16 protein-coding genes and 2 pseudogenes are annotated in these 18256 nt (G+C 67.0%); 11 read left to right on the forward strand and 7 right to left on the reverse strand.

All coding sequences use genetic code 11. The features are described 5' to 3' along the window. Positions 1-69: 69 nt before the first annotated feature. Together JWP83_RS10615 and JWP83_RS10620 are read left to right on the forward strand one after the other, a co-directional pair. Positions 70-1278, forward strand: a complete 1209-nt coding sequence (locus tag JWP83_RS10615) for a histidine kinase (protein WP_297729831.1) — start codon at positions 70-72, stop codon at positions 1276-1278. After that, positions 1263-1949, forward strand: coding sequence for a response regulator transcription factor (locus JWP83_RS10620; protein ID WP_297729833.1), 687 nt, complete (start codon positions 1263-1265; stop codon positions 1947-1949). The genes JWP83_RS10615 and JWP83_RS10620 overlap by 16 nt, the downstream gene beginning before the upstream one ends. Positions 1950-1977: 28 nt before the next feature. Here the strand turns inward: JWP83_RS10620 and JWP83_RS10625 are convergent, their stop codons facing one another. From JWP83_RS10625 to JWP83_RS10645, 5 genes are all read right to left on the reverse strand, one after another. After that, entirely contained in the window at positions 1978-2358 is a 381-nt protein-coding gene (locus JWP83_RS10625; RefSeq protein WP_297729835.1) for a hypothetical protein, read from the reverse strand. A gap of 65 nt (positions 2359-2423) precedes the next feature. Then, entirely contained in the window at positions 2424-3749 is a 1326-nt protein-coding gene (locus JWP83_RS10630) for an aromatic ring-hydroxylating dioxygenase subunit alpha (protein WP_297729837.1), read from the reverse strand. A gap of 10 nt (positions 3750-3759) precedes the next feature. Continuing rightward, complete coding sequence (locus JWP83_RS10635; RefSeq protein WP_297729839.1) at positions 3760-5532, reverse strand: amidohydrolase family protein; 1773 nt, start codon at positions 5530-5532, stop codon at positions 3760-3762. A gap of 262 nt (positions 5533-5794) precedes the next feature. Further along, positions 5795-6292 carry an ATP-binding protein gene (locus JWP83_RS10640; protein ID WP_297729841.1) on the reverse strand — a complete coding sequence of 166 codons (498 nt, stop codon included), beginning with the start codon at positions 6290-6292 and terminating at the stop codon, positions 5795-5797. Between the two features lie 31 nt (positions 6293-6323). Then, a complete protein-coding gene (locus tag JWP83_RS10645; RefSeq protein WP_297729842.1) occupies positions 6324-6701 on the reverse strand; it encodes an STAS domain-containing protein in 378 nt (125 codons plus the stop codon). 394 nt (positions 6702-7095) lie between these two features. On the opposite strand from JWP83_RS10645, the gene JWP83_RS10650 reads away from it, so the two are divergent. From JWP83_RS10650 to JWP83_RS10675, 6 genes and pseudogenes are all read left to right on the forward strand, one after another. Then, a complete protein-coding gene (locus JWP83_RS10650; protein ID WP_297729844.1) occupies positions 7096-8226 on the forward strand; it encodes a catalase family peroxidase in 1131 nt (376 codons plus the stop codon). Beyond that, on the forward strand, positions 8223-8840 hold the full coding sequence (locus JWP83_RS10655; RefSeq protein ID WP_297729846.1) for a cytochrome b/b6 domain-containing protein: 618 nt from the start codon (positions 8223-8225) through the stop codon (positions 8838-8840). The genes JWP83_RS10650 and JWP83_RS10655 overlap by 4 nt, the downstream gene beginning before the upstream one ends. Positions 8841-8886: 46 nt before the next feature. After that, entirely contained in the window at positions 8887-9507 is a 621-nt protein-coding gene (locus JWP83_RS10660; RefSeq protein ID WP_297729848.1) for a cysteine hydrolase family protein, read from the forward strand. 52 nt (positions 9508-9559) lie between these two features. Then, positions 9560-10306: pseudogene (locus JWP83_RS10665) on the forward strand (ABC transporter permease); the annotation flags it as partial. A gap of 1 nt (position 10307) precedes the next feature. After that, positions 10308-11123, forward strand: a pseudogene (locus tag JWP83_RS10670) (cyclic nucleotide-binding domain-containing protein); the annotation flags it as partial. A 99-nt stretch (positions 11124-11222) separates the two neighbouring features. Continuing rightward, positions 11223-12116 carry a fructose bisphosphate aldolase gene (locus JWP83_RS10675; RefSeq protein ID WP_297729850.1) on the forward strand — a complete coding sequence of 298 codons (894 nt, stop codon included), beginning with the start codon at positions 11223-11225 and terminating at the stop codon, positions 12114-12116. Between the two features lie 12 nt (positions 12117-12128). Here the strand turns inward: JWP83_RS10675 and JWP83_RS10680 are convergent, their stop codons facing one another. After that, the gene (locus JWP83_RS10680) at positions 12129-13217 is read right to left on the reverse strand and encodes a DUF190 domain-containing protein (RefSeq protein WP_297729852.1); all 1089 of its coding nucleotides are present in this window, start codon (positions 13215-13217) and stop codon (positions 12129-12131) included. A 404-nt stretch (positions 13218-13621) separates the two neighbouring features. Next, positions 13622-14221, reverse strand: coding sequence for a TetR/AcrR family transcriptional regulator (locus tag JWP83_RS10685; protein WP_297729854.1), 600 nt, complete (start codon positions 14219-14221; stop codon positions 13622-13624). A gap of 167 nt (positions 14222-14388) precedes the next feature. Between JWP83_RS10685 and JWP83_RS10690 the strand changes: the two genes are divergently transcribed. From JWP83_RS10690 to JWP83_RS10700, 3 genes are read left to right on the forward strand one after another with little or no spacing between them, the layout of a single operon-like run. Continuing rightward, entirely contained in the window at positions 14389-16614 is a 2226-nt protein-coding gene (locus tag JWP83_RS10690) for an acyl-CoA dehydrogenase (protein ID WP_297729856.1), read from the forward strand. 8 nt (positions 16615-16622) lie between these two features. Continuing rightward, positions 16623-17831: a thiolase family protein gene (locus JWP83_RS10695; protein ID WP_297729858.1), complete on the forward strand. Its 1209-nt coding sequence runs from the start codon at positions 16623-16625 to the stop codon at positions 17829-17831. Between the two features lie 2 nt (positions 17832-17833). Then, complete coding sequence (locus JWP83_RS10700) at positions 17834-18244, forward strand: OB-fold domain-containing protein (protein ID WP_297729861.1); 411 nt, start codon at positions 17834-17836, stop codon at positions 18242-18244. Positions 18245-18256: the final 12 nt, after the last annotated feature.

Raw genomic sequence — 18256 nt, forward strand, 5'->3', positions numbered from 1 at the left:
CCACGGTCGGAGGCCGGTGCCGACCCCGGCATGATGTGGGTAGACGGCACGCAGTTCTACGATTGTTTGATGTTGCGTGCCGCAGCAGCCGTACTGCGAGAACAGCTACGCCGACGAAGCGACCTGATCCCTGTCGGCATCACCTGGGCGTCGCTGATCGCCGTCGATGCCACCGTCGTGCTAGGCGGGGTAATCGCGACGCTGCAGCGACCCACCGCCGACCTGCCCGTCGCGTTGATTGCGTTCGCGGTAGCCCTGTCGCCGGAGCTGACGTTCTTCGTCTTCAACTTGAAGCTCGCCCCAACGCCGTTGTGGCTGACGTGGTCGACGGCCACCGCGCTGATGCTGTTCGCTACGTCGACGCCCATTCACGCCGATTTCGCCCCGGCATTTTTGGTCTTGATGGTGCTGGCCGTCGCGACATTGGCCTCGATTTCGGGTGGCATTTTGGCGGCCGCTTCGGCGGCCGCGCTGCTGGTCGCCGCATCGGCGCTGCACCGCCTCGACGCGGTGGCTCTCTACTTGGGTTTTGTGGCGGCGGGTTGGCTGCTCGGCTACGTGATGCGGACTCAACGGCTGCTGCTGGCCGAACAGATCGAGGCGCAGAAGATGTTGGCCGAGCACGCCGCGGCCGACGAGCGACGGCGCATCGCCCGTGAGGTGCACGACGTCATCGCCCACTCGCTCAGCATCACGCTGTTGCATGTGACCGGCGCGCGTAGGGTGCTGCAGCAGGATCGCGACGTCGACGACGCGCTCGAGGCGCTTGAACAGGCCGAGCGGCTGGGCCGACAGGCGATGGCCGACATCCGCCGGACCGTCGGGCTTCTTGACACTTCGCCGATGAAAATCACCCCCGAACCCGGCATCGACGACATCGATGCTCTCGTTGCGGATTTTGAGCGGGCCGGCCTGGACGTCACTCTGTGCAGCGACGGATCCGTCAAACGCGTCTCGGCCGCGGTCGGCCACGCGCTGTACCGCATCACCCAAGAATCGCTGGCCAACATCGCGAAACACGCGCCCGACTCGAAATCCACGGTGGCGCTGACGGTTTCAGCAGCGTCGGCAAGCCTCATCGTCAATAATCAGCTGCTGGCCGTGGTCCTCGCCGCGCCGTCGGCGGAAGGGCGGGGTGTGAGCGGCATGCGCCAGCGCGTCGAGCTGCTCGGCGGGGCCATTGATGTCGGCCCGACCCGCGACGGGTGGTCGGTGCGCGCCGAGATCCCGCTCGGAGAGGGCGACACCGGTTGGCGCCCGCCGTGGTGCAAGTTGTGATCCCCGATATCGCTGAATCACCCGAGATTGCGGTGCTGCTGGTCGACGACCAGGACCTGGTGCGCTCCGGGTTGCGCCGGATCCTGCGCCGCAAGGACGGTTTCAATGTCATCGCCGAATGCGCGGACGGAGACGAGGTGCCCGCGGCGGTGGCCGAGCATCGACCCGATGTCGTCGTGATGGACCTGCGGATGCGACGAGTCGACGGCATCGAGGCGACGCGACGACTGGCCGGGGGCCCGCCGGTGCTCGCATTGACCACATTCAACGAGGACGACCTGTTGTCCGGGGCACTACGGGCCGGCGCCGCCGGATTCGTGCTCAAGGACTCGTCGGCCGAGGAGTTGATCCGCGCTGTGCGGACGGTGGCCAGGGGAGACAGCTACCTGGATCCCGCGGTCACCTCACGCGTGCTCACCACCTACCGCAAGACCGCCAACGGCTCCTGTGAAAGACATGGCAAGGAGATCGCCCAGCTCACCACCCGCGAGCTGGACGTTCTGACACTGATCGGAAAGGGTTTGTCCAACAGCGAAATCGCCGACGAACTGTGCATCTCGGGTGTCACCGTCAAAAGCCATGTCGGCCGGATCTTCGGGAAACTCGGCCTGCGGGACCGCGCCGCGGCGATCGTCTACGCCTACGACAACGGGATCGTCGCGCCACGCTGAAACGTCGAGCAGGTGCGGCGACCCGAATTCACAACGGGGTGGCCTGCTGGGCCAGGTTCAGCAAGACGTAGGCGACGCACAAAAGGAAGTTGAGTACGACCAGGACCAGGCCTATGAACAGCAGTGACCGGGTGGCGCGCCGCTTCAGGCGCTTGACCCTCGCGCCGCGGGCCTCGCGGTTCAGCTGCATCGCTATCAAAGCGAAGTTGACATCCGTCACTTCGTCGTCCGCGACGGGCGCACCCGCCACTATCTGCCGCAGCCGTTCGGGAGCGGTGTGGACTCCGACGCGCTCAAAGCGGTGACACAGCCGCCGCGCCCGCCTGCGGCCGAGCGCCTGACATCGCATCTGTACCTGATGCAAGAGTTGCCGCCGTTCGTAGCCCCAGGCATCGGACGGACTCGTCACAAGCCGGGAGTCTAATGCGCTTATACCCGGTTTCGGGAGGTCTAAGCCAATTACGTCGGCACCTTTTAACTGCCGGTCATCCGCTCGGATTCGGGCAGGTCGAGGTAGCGCTCGAGGTTGCGATGCATGTTGATCACGCGCCGTTCTTCGCTGGAGAGCGCCAGGTGGGTGAAGCCGGGCTGGTGCAGGCCGCGCTGTAGGCCCGCGAGCAGCTGGATGTCCTGGGTGAGCACCAGGCCGGGTTCGGCTTCCCCGGCGGTGGTCCGCACGTCCGCCGGCTTGCTGCGGGGCGCGCCCCTCGACATCCGGGTCATCAGGAAGATGACCATTTCGCCGTGATCGGGATCTGGGCCGGGTCGCGAGCACATGAGCGTCAGGTGATCGGCGTTGGCCAGAAGCGTCATGTTGGGAAACACGTTGTACTGGTGCAGCCGGGTGATCCGGTCGGTGTCGGCCCAGTCGAGGTCCACCCCGCGGCTGGCCGCAAACGCCCGCGTGCGGTCCGCGATCAAGTCCTGGACCGTCTGCCCGGGCCGGCGTTCGTCGGCGGGGAACGGCGTGCCTTCGGCCACACCCATCAGCGCGCCCTGCGTGTAGACGTAGGCGTCCCAGACCTCTTCGTCGCTCAGCGCGCCCTCAAAGCGTGGGCTCGGCACGCCATACGGCTGGTCGGACTTGCCGGTGTGACCCCAGATCTGTTGTGGCGCATGGATGTCATCGACGCAGTGCAGCAACTCGGGGTGCAACGTCTGGATGTGGTAGGTCTCGCTGTAGCCATCGGCGATCGTCTTCCAGTTGGCGTCGACGTCGACGGTGAGCGTCGCGCAGCAACGGAAGTCGCCCAGCTGGCACCACGCGATGTCGTCGGGCACCGCTTCCAGGTAGTCGAGCAACGGCATCGCGTCGACGTCGAGATTGACGAAGACCTGCCCCTCCCAGGCGTCGACCCGGGCCGGTTTCAGCGGGAAGTCGGACATCCGCAGGGCGCCGAAGCCCTTGCGGTCGGGCACACGCTTGAGCGCGCCGGCCAGGTCCCAGGTCCAGCCGTGATAGCCGCACTTGAGCTCGCGCAGCCCCGAACCCGAGCCCACGCAGAGCGAGTTGCCACGATGACGGCAGGCGTTCTGAAATGCGCGCAACACGCCGTCGTCACCGCGGACGATCAGCACCCCGTACGGGCCGCAGCGGTACTCGAAGTAGTCGCCCGGCTCGGCGACGTGGTCGACCATGCAGGCGAGCTGCCACACCTTCGGCCACATCCGTTCGACCTCGAGTTGGGCGAACGGCCGGGAGTAATAGCGCTCGGCCGGCACCAGGGTCGGGCAGGCGGGCGGGGTGCCGATCGCGTCCTCGTCGCGGGTGCGAGTTGGGTTGCCGGCGGGCGCGTTCATGCCCGGGGCCTCAGCGCGCTCCGCGCACCAGGCGGCCGGGGCGGGCCCCGGTGTCGACATCGTTACGGCGGGTCACCGTCCCGCTGACGATCGTCGCGGCGTAGCCGCTCGCGCCCTGCAGGATCCGGTGGCCGCCGGCGGGCAGGTCGAAGGCCATCGCCGCGGGGTGCAGTCGCAGGGCGTCCATGTCGACCACGTTGATGTCGGCCTTCTTACCGGCTTTGATGGTGCCGCGGTCGGTGAGGCCGAACAGATGCGCGGTGTCGCGGGACTGCTTGCGGATCACGTATTCCAGCGGCAACTTCTCGCCCCGGTGACGGTCCCGCGCCCAGTGCGTCAGCAGGAAGGTGGGATAGGAAGCGTCACAGATCATTCCGCAGTGGGCGCCGCCGTCGGAGAGCCCCAATACGCCCGCGGGGTGCATCATCATTTCCCGGATCGCGTCGCAGTTGCCGTCGGCGTAGTTGAAGAGCGGCAGCATCAGCATGTTGCGCGCGTTCGACTCAAGCATGAGGTCGTAGAGGGTAGCCAGCGGGTCCTCGCCGCGCTCCTCGGCGATCGCCGCGACGGTGCGGTCGTGCGCGGGCTCGTAGTCGGGGGGATCGCCGAGCGCGTAGAGACGGTGCAGTGAGTGCTGCACCAGGGCGAACATCCCGTCGAACAACATTGCCGGGTCGACGGGCAGATCGTCCTCGGAAAGGATCGCCGCCTTCACCGCGGGATCGGCGAGGCGCTGCGCGAGCTCCTCGCGGCTGCATTCGGCATCGAGCCTGCGGTACGTCGGCCGGTGACTGAAGCCGTGATGCCCCTGGAAACCGATCATCATGCCGAACGGACGCGCCGCGATCTGCGGGTGCAACCGGCTGCCGGCCTCATGCGCGGCCGCGGACAGGTCCAACTGCTCGCGCCAGAGTTTCGGGTCGGCGTCCACCTGGATGAGGGCGAACGACACCGGCCGGTCGATTTCGGCGCCCAGCCGCCGCATCCACTCCAGTTCCTTCTTGGGTGCGACGATGTCCTCGCCCGCGGCCCCCTGCGGGGCCAGCTCGAACACGGCCTGACCGCCGGCCGCCATCGCGCGCCCGAGACCGAACAGTTCTTCCTCGGCGGCAAAGGTGCCGGGTACGGGCTCGCCGTCCATCGCGCGGTGGCCCAGCGTGCGGGAGGTCGAAAACCCGAGCGCGCCGGCCTCGATCGCTTCGGTGACCAGCCGCGCCATGGCCGCGATGTCGTCGGGCGTGGCCGGCTCGTTACGGGCACCCCGCTCGCCCATCGCGTAGGCGCGGATGGCGCCGTGGGCGACCTGGCTGCCCACGTCGATCGCGAAGTTCTGCTTGCCGATGGCGTCGAGGTACTCGGGGTAGCTCTCCCAGCCCCAGGTGATGCCCTCGGTCAGGGCGGTGCCGGGGATGTCCTCGACACCCTCCATCAATGCGATCAGCCAGTCTTCGGCGCCCGGCCGCACCGGTGCAAATCCGACACCGCAGTTGCCGGTGACCACGGTGGTGACTCCGTGACCGCTGGACGGCTCGAGCAGGCTGTCCCAGCTCACCTGGCCGTCGTAGTGGGTATGGATGTCGACGAACCCGGGGGCCACCAGATGCCCTGTCGCATCGATGGTTTCGGCAGCATCGGCCATCTCCAAGCCGGCCATCTCGGGGCCGTCGGCGCCGCGCCGCACGACGTCGACGATCACGCCGTCCTTGATGCCGATGTCAGCCCGATAGCGCTCCCCGCCCGTGCCGTCAACGACAGTGCCACCGGTGATCTTCAGGTCGAACATGAGGGCCTCTCCTCGTCGCCATGCACTGTCGCCGTCAGACACACGGCATTACGCTACGCTACGTAGCGTAAGTAGTGACGATATTCCTCCCGCCACGTCCAGTCAATGAATCTTGCGAACTTCGCGGCCGAACGCGATTGAGCATGTGACGCGCCGGCGCTACAAACAACTCTTTAGTGCCGCAATGGTTTCCAAGTCGTGTCGGGTCCTGCCGCGCGACGAACGCATCCAGCGGGTGCTGGCGCACGCCAGGTAGCGTGCGTCAGGCGTGAGCCCCTGCGTCAGGTCGGTTCAGCGTCAGGTCGGTCCAGACCAACGTGACGTGTGTCCCCTGCGGGGTGCGGTCGATGGTCACCTCGTCGGCGAGCGCCCGCATCAGCGGGATGCCACGGCCCCGAAGCTGCGGCCGCCGCCCCACGGTGGCCGGTTCCGGAACCTTCTGACGCCAGCGGCCGCGATCGTAGATGGTGACGGCAAGGGTGTGGGAATCGTCGTCGTAGGCTGCGCTGACGTCGACGGTTCCGCGCTGCGACACGTCGACGTAGGCGAATTCCGCGGCGTTGGCGAGCGCTTCGTTCACCGCGAGAACCAAGTCGCTGAGGCGTTGGGGGCCCAGCGTGAAATGCCTTTCGAGCCAACTCCCGAACTCGGCTCGGGTCCGAGCCGCGCTCCGTCCATCGGCGGTGACTCGGGTTCGCACGAAGCGGGATCGGTCATCGACGTCGGAAACTCCATCCGGCCCACGTGTAGCGCGTCCCATCGGCCCAGCTGCATCCTCACTCTCTCAAGGCTCAACCGTCGGCGACGCGGCTCAGTGCGCTGTCGAGCGTGCCGTAAAGCGACAAAACGTTGTCTAACCCCATGAGCTTGATCGGCCTGCTGGTGGCCGGCCCATTCGCGACGACCGCGAACCGAGTGGGCGGCGCGACGTCGGCCTGCGCTGTCACCAGGACGGTCATCCCGGCTGAGGCCAGAAAATCCACTTTCGACAGGTCAACGACCAGGCCCGCGGGTCCGGTGGCCAGTGCTGTGTGTATCGCCTCGGCGAGTTGCGGCGCGCTGAGCATGTCCACTTCGCCCGAGACGGTTAGCACGACCGTCCCGTCTACTTGGTGTTTTTCTACCTCGAAGACCGTCGGATCGGCCGAATCGCCGGATTGTTCGATCATGGTTTATCACTCACATTCGCCCCGTGCGGGACACCGAGAAACAACAGCCATTGCCATCCCGGGGCTGTCGATTCAACCCGCGTAACACGCCTTCTTGAGGAGAAACGCTCCATAGATCCTGCGCCGCAAGGCGGAGGCGCAGCCGCACGTGGTCATTCGATAGTAAGCCATGCCGAAAACGGCCGCTCGTAGCTGTGGCTTTGAGCCGTCTGTCGTGCCACGCCGGCAGTGACGAATTCGACTGAACGAATTGTCGCGTCGCGCCGTCGTCCGGATGTGCGCGATCGTCGCCGGACATGTTGCGCGCGGGAGCCTCCCGTGGATGAATTGGGTCCACCGAGCTCGTTCCCAGGCTGCACGGCTTGGCCCGGCAAGACGGGAAAGGACGGTGGGCATGGAGCCCGATGGTCACGAGGGAGCCCCAGACGGCGAAGCCGACGAAACCCAGCCCGAACGTTCTCGTCGCGCCGCGCTGAATCGTCGGAGCGCACTGCTCGGCATGGGTGCGGTCGCCGGTTTCGCCGCGGTGGACGTGGGCGGGTTCGCCTACGCCGGCGGCTGGCTGCGGCCGGACGCGCTGACACCGCCCCGGTTCGCCGATCGCTTCGAACACGTCTACGGCCGCCATGACGGGTTTCGCCGCAACCATGCCAAAGGGCTGGCCGCCACGGGGTCTTTCGCGAGCACCGGGGCGGGCGCGGCCATCTGCCGGGCCGCGGTCTTCCGGTCGGGCACCGTTCCGCTGCTCGGCCGGTTTTCGCTGGGTGGCGGCCTGCCGGACCAGGCCGACAAGCCCGATACCGTCCGCGGCCTCGGGCTGCTGTTCCAGGCCGACGGCGAGCAGTGGCGCACCGCGATGGTCAACGTTCCCGTTTTCCCGGACAGCACCCCGCAGGGGTTTTATGAGCGGTTGCTCGCGTCCAAACCGCTGCCCGACACCGGCAAGCCCGACCCACAGAAGATGGCCGCGTTCCTCGATCGCCATCCCGAAACCGTCGCCGCGATGAAAATCATCAAACAGTCCCCACCCAGCGCGGGGTTTGCCGACAGCACGTTTTACGGGCTCAACGCCTTCTGGTTCACCAACGGCTCCGACGCCACCGTTCCGGTGCGCTGGTCGGCGGTGCCGCAGGACGCCGGCGGGAGCGGCGCCCCGCAGCCGCCGCGCGGTAAGGACTACTTGTTCGACGACCTCATCCGCACGTTGGCGCAGCGGCCGCTGAAGTGGCGGCTGGTCCTCACGATCGGCGAGCCGGGCGATCCGACCCACGACGCCACCAAGCCGTGGCCGCAATCGCGGCGGTCCATCGACGCCGGCACCATCACCATCACCGCGGTTCAGACCGAGGAGGCCGGCAATGCGCGCGACATCAACTTCGACCCGCTGGTGCTGCCGGACGGCATCATGGCGTCCGATGATCCCTTGCTGGCGGCGAGGTCGGCCGTCTACGCGCGGTCCTTCACCCGCCGCGCCGAGGAGCCCAAGTCGCCCAGCGAGGTCAATGTCGCCCAGGTGCTCTCATGACGGGCACCGCAAGCGAAACCACTAGCACCCCAACGCGTTTCGCCCTGCCATCCCGAATTCTGCACTGGCTGATGGCGCCGATGGTCATCGTTCAGCTGCTGATCGGCGTGACCATGATCGCCTCGCTGAGCTATTATCCGCTGCTCCTGGCCATACATCGCCCGCTGGGTGTGTTGATCCTGGCCTTCGCCGCGGTGCGCCTGGCGAACCGGCTCACCCACCGGCTTCCGCCCTTCCTGGCCACCATGGGCCCCGTCGAACGCCGCATCGCGTCGTGGTCGGAGTACCTGCTCTACGCGCTGTTACTCGTCCAGCCGCTGATCGGGTGGGCCATGCTGTCGGCGGCGCGATTCCCGATCACCCTGGCGGGGCCGCTGCATCTGCCGGGCATCGCGCCGCACAACCTCGATCTCTACGCGGTGCTTCGTCAGGCCCACAGCGTCTTCGCCTTCTTGCTGTTCCTGACTTTCACCGCCCACGTCTGCGCGGTGCTGTTTCACACTCTGGTGCTGCGCGACGGCCTGCTTGACCGCATGGCGCTGTGGCCCACCAAACGCGTCCCCCCACAACGGGACGAAACCACGGTCCAGGCTCCGCCAGACGGATCCCCTTAGCCGCCAGCGCAACTCGCCGACCCGCCACAACGGGTTTCGTGCGAACATGACCAACGTGGCGTACGAGAACGATCTCACCGGCCTTGTCGTCATCGACCCGTACAACGATTTCATTTCCGAGGGCGGCAAAGTGTGGGATCGCCTGAAGGGTGTCGCCGAGGCCAACCAGTGCGTCCCACACATGCGGCAAGTCCTCGACGCCGCACGAGCCGCCGGCGTCCGTGTTTTCTACGCGCTGCACCACCGGTACCGGCCCGGCGACTATGAGACGTGGAAGTACATCGCGCCGATCCAGAGGGCGGCGTGGTCGCGCAGGACCTTCGAATACGGAACCTGGGGCGGTGAGCTACGCCCCGAGTTCGAGCCCCAGCCGGGGGACATCGTCGCCAAAGAGCATTGGTGTTCCAGTGGTTTCGCCAACACCGACCTGGATCTTCTGCTCAAGAGGCATGGCATCCATCGGCTCATCATGGTGGGACTCATAGCGCACACCTGTCTCGAGGCGACGGTTCGATACGGCGCCGAACTCGGCTATGAGGTCACGGTGGTCAAGGACGCGACCGCGAGCTATTCGGATACGGAGATGCATGCCGCACTCGAGGTCAATATCCCGAACTACGCCAGCGCCATTCTCACCGCGGACGAGGTCGTGGACGCGCTGACGTAGGTACCGCAAAAACACCCTGTCCGGAAAAGTGCGACGGCGGTAGCCCCTGAGCATGCTGATCGCGGCCCTACGCGATATCCAATGGCGACGGCGGCGCCTCGTCATCGCGATCATCAGCACGGGTTTGGTCTTCGCGATGACGCTCGTCTTGACGGGGCTGGCGAACGGCTTCCGCGTCGAGGCCCAGCGAACCGTCGATGCCATGGGCGTCGACGCGTTCGTGGTCAAGGCTGGTGCGGCCGGGCCGTTCCTCGGTTCGACACCGTTCGCCCAGGTCGACGTGGCGCGGGTGGCCGCCGCGCCCGGAGTGGAGGCCGCGGCCCCGCTGGCGACCGCGGCCTCGACCATCAGGGAAGGCGCCTCGGCTCGAAATGCGACGGCCTTCGGCGCGCCGGCGCGCGGACCCGGCATGCCGCAAGCCTCGGAGGGTCGGACACCGACGGCGCCCGACGAGGTCGAGGTGTCGAGCACGCTTGGCAAGCACATCGGCGAGGACCTGCAGGTCGGTGCGCGCACACTGCGGATCGTCGGGATCGTGCCCAATGCCACCGCGCTGGCGAAGACGCCGTGCATCTTCCTGACGACCGAGGGCCTGCAGCAACTGGCTTACAACGGGCAGCCGATGCTCACCTCGATCGGGATCATCGGCAGCCCCCGACAGCTCCCGGACGGCTACCAGAGCGTCGAGCGGGCGGCCGGCGTCAACGATCTGTTGCGCCCATTGAAGGTGGCGGTTGCCGCGATCACGATCGTGGCTTTCCTGCTGTGGATCGTGGCGGTGCTTATCGTCGGCTCCCTGTGGGGCGATCAAGTTCGGTGGCATCGACGTCACCGCGCTCGACGGCCGAGAGCTGGGGAAGTATCGGCGCGACACGGTGGGCATCGTCTTCCAGGCGTTCAATCTGGTCCCCAGCCTCACCGCCCTGGAGAACGTGATGGTTCCGCTGCGCGCCGCCGGGTGGTCGCGCGCGGCCTCGCGCCGGCGCGCCGAGCAACTGCTCAACCGCGTCAATCTCGCCGATCGGATGAATCACCGCCCTGGGGACCTCAGCGGCGGGCAGCAGCAACGGGTTGCGGTGGCTCGCGCGATCGCACTGGAACCGCCGTTGATCCTCGCTGACGAGCCGACCGCGCACCTCCACTTCATCCAGGTGGAGGAGGTGTTGCGGCTGATCCGCTCGCTGGCGGAGGGCGAGCGTGTGGTGGTGGTCGCGACCCACGACAGCCGGATACTGCCGATGGCCGATCACGTCGTCGAGCTGGCGCCCGCGCACGCATCGACGAACCGGCTCCCCGAAACCGTCCAGCTGAAGGCCGGCGAGGTGCTGTTTGAGCAGTGCACGATGGGGGATTTGATCTATGTGGTGTCCGAGGGTGAGTTCGATATCGTCCGCGAACTGGCCGACGGTGGTGAGGAGCTGGTCAAGGTGGCCGGGCCGGGGGACTACTTCGGCGAAATGGGCGTGCTGTTCCACATGCCGCGTTCGGCGACGGTGCGCGCCCGAACCGACGCGACGGCGGTCGGCTACACGGCCCAGGCGTTCCGTGAGCGACTCGGCGCGGCGGGTATCAGCGGGGTGGTCGGGCAACACGAGCTGGCACGGACCGACGGATGACCTGCCTGCTCGCGCGCCGATCCGGCGAATATGATCGGCACGATTCGAGCTTGACGGTGTGCCGTCACCGACAGTGCCACGAGGGAGTGGGGAATTTCCATGCCGAACCAGCAGCAAGCCGACCGCATGACGTCGGGCAAGGGGTTCATTGCAGCGCTCGACCAGAGCGGAGGCTCTACGCCCAAGGCGCTGCGCCTGTACGGCATCGAGGAGGACGCGTATTCCTCCGAGGAGGAGATGTTCGACCTCATCCACCAGATGCGTTCGCGGATCATCACCTCCCCGGCGTTCAACGGCGACCGGGTGCTGGCGGCGATCCTGTTCGAACAGACCATGGACCGTGACATCGAGGGCAAGCCGTCGACCACCTACCTGTGGGAAACCAAGGGCGTGGTGCCCTTCCTCAAAATCGACAAGGGTCTGGCGGAGGCGTCCGACGGCGTGCAGCTGATGAAGCCGATACCGGGGCTGGACCAGCTACTCGAGCGGGCGGTGAGCAAGGGTGTTTTCGGCACCAAGGAACGGTCGGTGATCGGCGGCGCCAACGCCGACGGCATCGCCGCGGTGGTGGCCCAGCAGTTCGAGCTGGCCCACCAGGTGCTGTCGCACGGCCTGGTGCCCATCATCGAGCCCGAGGTCACCATCTCGATCCCGGACAAAGCCCAGGCTGAGGGCATCCTGCGCGACGAAATCACCAAGCAACTCGAAACCGTGCCCGACGGGCAGCGCGTGATGCTCAAGGTGAGCCTGCCGACCCAGGTCAACTTCTACCTTCCCCTGATCGAACACCCGAAGGTGATGCGCGTGGTCGCGCTGTCCGGCGGCTACTCTCGCGAGGAGGCCAACGAGCTGCTGGCGAAGAACAAGGGATTGATCGCCAGCTTCAGCCGTGCGCTGACCGAGGGGCTTAGGGTCGACCAGTCCGACGAGCAGTTCAACGCCACGCTGGACAAGGCGATCCAGTCGATCTACGACGCTTCGGTCGCCGGCTGAACGGGACGCGCATTAGTAGCGGTGGTTCGCCATTGGCGGCCCGCGCTGGCCGGGGTCGCCGTCGTCCGACACCAACGCGGGCACCATTTCACTCGTCACCAATCCCTCGCGCTGAGTGAGTTCGTCGATCACGGCAAAGGATTCGGCGATGTTGGCCGGGGTATCGATGACGATGGTGACCGCCGGGACGCGACGCCTCAGCGAGAGCAGCTTGTCCCCGTGTGGTTGGTGCTCTCCGTGGTAACCCCAGATGCCCCGCACCACAGTGGCGCCGTCCGCCGATTCGCGCTGACGAAGCCGTTGGACGATCGCGCGGTGAATCGGCACACCGTCGTGAAGGCCCGATTCGGAGGTATAGACCATCAGCTTCTGCCACAGGGGCAGGCCGTGTTCGTCGACCCCCGGCAAGGCGTGCGGCCGTTCCAGTAATTCGCCGTCGCGCTTGCACACGCGGACCCGCTCGAGCGTGAACATGGGCCGGCGGACCAGCGCGCCGAGCTCCGGCAGCACCCGGGCGATGCGGTCGCCGGACCCGACCGCAACGATCATCATCGGGACATCGCCATTGCGACCGAAAAAGCGCGCGCGTTGGCGTTGTCCGTGGGTGAGGCCGTCTACGCCCAGGAATACCGTTGCGCCGGCGACGCGGCGCCGGTGCATCAAATCGCAGATCGCGATGTAGGCCGGCACGCCGTGGACGCGTTCCTTGCGGCCGACGTAAATCGTCAGCTTGACGGCTTCGCGCAAGTCGTCGGGAAGTGCCGGAACCCCGCTGATGTTGGAGTCCTCGCGCACCAGCCGCGCGCGCTCCAGCGTTACCAGGCCTCGCTGTTTGATCTCGAGCACCGGGTCGATCAGCGCCTCGACCGTTTTCCGGGTATCCACCGCGACGATCACCACCGGCGGGTCCTCGGACAGCGTCAGCGACTCGTCGGTTCTGAGGTGGCGCCCAGTCCCGAAGCCGCCGATGCCGCGCAGCACGACGCAGCTGGCGATGCGGTGCTGTTCGTAGAGGCGCAGCAGCGCGTCGGACACGAAGCCCTCGCGGGTGCGTCGTCGCTCGGCCATATAGGTACTGAGCTTCAGACAGTCTTCGTCCACGCCCGCTCCTCAGGCCTTGCTGTCCGGGAGTTTCGGCGCCCCCACTCGCTGGGGAAACCCGCACGTCCTGTCGCCGTGCGGGATCTTACCCGCAGGATGACGTGCCGCCCGCCCGATGGCTCGCGTCTAGGTCCCGGCGCGCGCCGGACTTGGGACCAATCCCTCGGCTGCAGCGTGGTAGGAACCGCTATTGTGGTGTCTGCCGTGATGATTCGCATCGGAACCGCTACGCGGACGTTCACACCGCGTGGTCGCGCAACCGCGAAACAAGGAGTCGTCGTGCGCTAGTGAGCGCATGGCCGACCGGTTCAACGGCACCCCGCGGAGCGAACCGCCACCGGCCAAGGCTGATGGCAGAGCACTACTACAAGAAGAGCGCGTTGCTGCGTCCGCTGCGTTCTTGGTCAGCGGCCCGGCCCGAGTGCCTCGACGATGATTCGGGTGGTGCGCTCGGCCCGACGTCGTGAGTATTGTTGCGCCCCAGACAGTATCGGGTACACCGTCCCACCGACGATGGCGTCCGCCGCTGAGTCGGCGGCCGACGCGTCGATGCCGTCGGCGACGAGCCGGGCCCGGACGCTGTCGTGCAACGGCGCACTGAACCCGGCGCGGAGTTTGATCGCGATGTCCTCGTGCTCCATGCAGGCGGCGGTCAGGATTCGCAGCATGGCCGACCCGCGCGCCGTTGTCAGGCTCGCGACGAGTCTGCCCACCCACCGCACCAGGTCGGCGGACAGGTCCTCGGTGTGGTCCACCGACGCCAGGATCTTGTCGGCGTCCTCGAGCATGACGTCGGCGACCAGTGCGGGACGGCTGGGCCACCAGCGATAGATGGTCTGTTTTCCCACACCCGCCCGGGCGGCGACCGCCTCGATGGTCAAGCCGTCGAATCCGCGCTCGAGAAGCAGTTCTCGGGTTGCGGTGACGATCGCCGTGCGCGATTTCTCGCTGCGGCGCCGTGGGGAGCTCGCCGGGGGGTTCTCCTGGGTGAGATCGGTTGGCATCTAAGTGATCCTCATCTCCCAATGTCCCTCTGGTCGCCCGCCGGGTCGGGCCGCTTTACATATCCTGACCCGCCCCGTAGTCTGCCACAAGACGAGACGGTTCGTCTTGTAAAGAAGGGGCAGCGGTCTTCGATGGCGTGTCGTCTCAGCCGCGCGGGGTCGTGGTCATGACGCTGGGACTGACCCCGGAGCAGCAGGACCTCAGCGACGCCGTCGCCAAGTTCGCCAGTCGGCACGCCCCGATCGCCGCGACCCGCGAGACTTTCGAGGGGTTGGCTGCCGGTCGCCTTCCGGGATGGTGGGACGCGCTGGTCGCCAATGGCTTTCACGCCGTGCACCTGCCGGAGCGCCTCGGTGGCCAGGGCGGGCGGCTGATCGACGCGGCATGTGTGCTGGAATCGGCCGGCAAGGCGTTGCTTCCCGGCCCGCTGCTGCCGACGGTCACCGCGGGAGCCGTTGCGCTGCTGGCCGATCCGAGCCCAACCGCGGAATCATTGGTGCGTGACCTCGCGTCGGGCTTACCCGCGGCGGTGGTCCTTCCCGGCGGCGGAGACTTCCATGCGCGCGCCGACGGCCAACGATGGCTGGTCAGCGGCGCGTCGGACGTCACGGCGGGCGTGTGCTCGGCGCGGGTGGTCCTGGTTTGCGCTCGGACCGGGGACGGCGACCTCGTCTGGGTACTGGTGGATGCCAAAAAGCCCGCCGTCGCAGTTGAATCCATGCATGGAACGGACCTGGTGACCGATGTCGGGATCCTGAGGCTGAACGAGTATGGCGCCGCCGAGTCCGACCTGCTCAGCGGGATCGACGCCGACCGCGCACAGTGCATCGCCCTGGGGCTGGTGGCCAGCGTGATGGCCGGTATCGCGCAGTGGTGCGTCGACGCGGTCACCGCGCATCTGCGAATCCGCGAGCAGTTCGGCAAGGTGATCGGCACCTTTCAGGCACTGCAGCACAACGCGGCGATGCTGCTGGTTAACAGCGAGCTGGCCACCGCGGCGGCCTGGGACGCCGTGCGCGCCGTCGACGAATCGCTCGACCAACTCCGATTGGCGGCGGCCGGAGCGGCGGTGACCGCGATCTCGCCGATGCCGGATTTCGTGCTCGACGCGCTGACGATGTTCGGCGCCGTCGGTTACACCTGGGAACACGACGTGCACCTCTACTGGAGGCGGGCCACAAGTCTGGCCGCGTCAATCGGCCCGGCAAGCCGGTGGGCGCGCCGCCTGGGGCAGCTCACGTGCGCCCAGCAACGCGACATGTCGGTCGATCTCGGCGAGGCCGAACTGGAATTCCGGGCGCGGGTGGCCGAAACCCTGGATGCGGCGCTGAGACTGCGCAACGACCGACCCGGACGGCAGGGCGACTACGAATACTTCGAGACGGGGCCGCAACGCACGTTGATCGCCGAGGCGGGCCTGATCGAACCGCACTGGCCGCCGCCGTGGGGAGTCGACGCGGGCCCGCTGCAGCAGCTCATCATCGACGAGGAGTTCGAAAAGCGGCCCGCACTGGTCCGGCCCTCGCTGGGGATCGCCGAATGGATCCTGCCCTCGGTGCTTCGCGCCGGGCCAAAAGATCTGCAGGAGCGGCTGATTCCGCCGACGCAACGCGGCGAGATGGCGTGGTGCCAGTTGTTCAGTGAGCCCGGCGCCGGTTCCGATCTCGCGTCGCTGACCACTCGCGCAACCAAGGTCGACGGCGGCTGGATGATCAAGGGACACAAGATCTGGACGTCGGCCGCGCACCGGGCCGATTTCGGGGCGCTGCTGGCGCGCACCGACCCCGACGCGAGCAAGCACCGCGGCATCGGCTACTTCATCCTCGACATGCGGTCCCCCGGGATAGGGATCCAACCGATCAAGACCGCGACCGGCGAGGCGCACTTCAACGAGGTCTTCCTCAACGACGTCTTCATACCCGACGAGATGCTACTGGGTGGCGCGGGCGACGGTTGGAACCTCGCGATCGCCACGATGTCCGAAGAGCGCTCGGCCATCAGCGGATACGTCAAGTTCGATCGGGCGAGCGCGCTGCGCCGGCTTGCGGGGGAGCCGGGACCGGACCGCGACGATGCGCAGCGCGCTCTCGGTGAACTGGACGCCTACACCAACGCGATCAAAGCTCTCGGTGTGCGGGAAACGATCCGGCTGCTGAACGGCCAGGCATCCGGGCCGGCGTCGAGCATCGCCAAAGTGGCGATGAACGTGCTGCTGCGTCGGACGTTCAAGGCCACGCTGGAGTTGACCGGGCGGACGGCGATGGTCGCCGACACGGATCCCGCGATCGTGGAGCCGTACCTTCACTTGCCCGCCGAGCTGCTCGGCGGCGGAACCAGAGAGATCCAGCTGAACATCATCGCCCAGATGATTCTCGGCCTGCCCCGAAAATAGGACACCACATGGGATTACGTGGAGAAGCCGCGATCGTCGGCTACGTCGAGCTTCCGCCCGAGCGGCTCAACAACGCGTCGCCGGCGCCGTTCGTCCTCGAGCAATGGGCCGAACTCGCCGCGACCGCGCTCGAGGATGCCGGGCTGTCGGGCGACGTCGTTAATGGCATCGTGGCGTCGCATCTGGCCGAGTCGGAGATCTTCGTGCCCTCGACCATCGCCGAATACCTCGGAATCGGGGCGCGATTCGCCGAGCTGGTGGATCTCGGGGGAGCCAGCGCCGCGGCCATGGTTTGGCGGGCCGCCGCGGTGATCGAACTCGGCATCTGCGACGCCGTCCTTTGCGCGCTGCCCGCCCGATACATCACGCCGTCCTCCAAGAAGAAGCCCCGGCGTCCGGTGGACGCGATGTTCTTCGGCTCGTCGAGCAACCAATACGGCTCTCCGCAGGCGGAATTCGAAATCCCGTACGGCAACCTCGGCCAGAACGGCCCCTACGGCCAGGTGGCCCAGCGCTACGCGGCGGTCTACGGCTACGAAGAGCGGGCGATGGCCAAGATCGTCGTCGATCAGCGGGTCAACGCCAACCACACCGAAGGCGCGATCTGGAAGGACAAGCCGCTCACCGTGGAGGACGTCCTCGCCAGCCCCGTCATCGCCGACCCGCTGCACATGCTGGAGATCGTGATGCCCTGCGTCGGGGGCGCCGCCGTCGTCGTCGCGAATGCTGACATCGCTAAACGGGCGCGCCACCGCCCGGTGTGGATCAAGGGATTCGGCGAACACGTTCCGTTCAAGACCCCGACCTACGCCGAGGATCTGCTGAACACCCCGATCGCGGCGGCCGCCGATACGGCCTTCGCCATGACCGATTTGGGCCGTGACGAGATGGACATGGTGTCGATCTACGACTGCTACACCATCACCGTGCTGCTGTCGCTGGAGGACGCCGGTTTCTGCGAAAAGGGCAAGGGCATGGAGTTCGTCGCCAACCGCGACCTGACCTTCCGTGGCGACTTCCCGCTGAATACCGCCGGCGGGCAACTGGGTTTCGGTCAAGCGGGATTGGCGGGCGGAATGCACCACGTGTGCGACGCCACCCGCCAGATCATGGGGCGCGCCGGCGCGGCCCAGGTCGCCGACTGCAACCGCGCCTTCGTGTCCGGCAACGGCGGCATCCTCTCCGAGCAGACGACGCTCATCCTGCAGGGGGACTGACGATGAACTTCGAGCGGCCCATGCCCGTCAAAACGCCCACCACGGAGCCGTTTTGGGATGCGTTGGCACAGCACCGCATCGTCATCCAGTACTCGCCGTCGTCACAGAGCTACGTGTTCTATCCGCGGGTGCGCGCGCCGCGCACGCTGGCCGACGACCTGGAATGGCGCGAGATATCCGGGATGGGAACGCTGTACTCGTTCACCGTCGCGCGCCGGCCCGTCGGCCCGCACTTCGCCGACGCCGTTCCGCAGCTGTTGGCCATCGTCGAATGGGACGAGGGGCCAAGGTTTTCCACCGAGATGGTGAATGTCGACCCGGAGGATCTCAGGGTCGGGATGCGGGTGCGCCCCGTGTTCTGCGACTACCCTGAGCACGACGTCACCATGCTGCGCTATGAGCCCGCCGAGTAGACGACGTTCTCG

The organism is Mycobacterium sp., assembly GCF_025965855.1.
In the GTDB taxonomy this organism is placed as follows: Bacteria; Actinomycetota; Actinomycetes; order Mycobacteriales; family Mycobacteriaceae; genus Mycobacterium.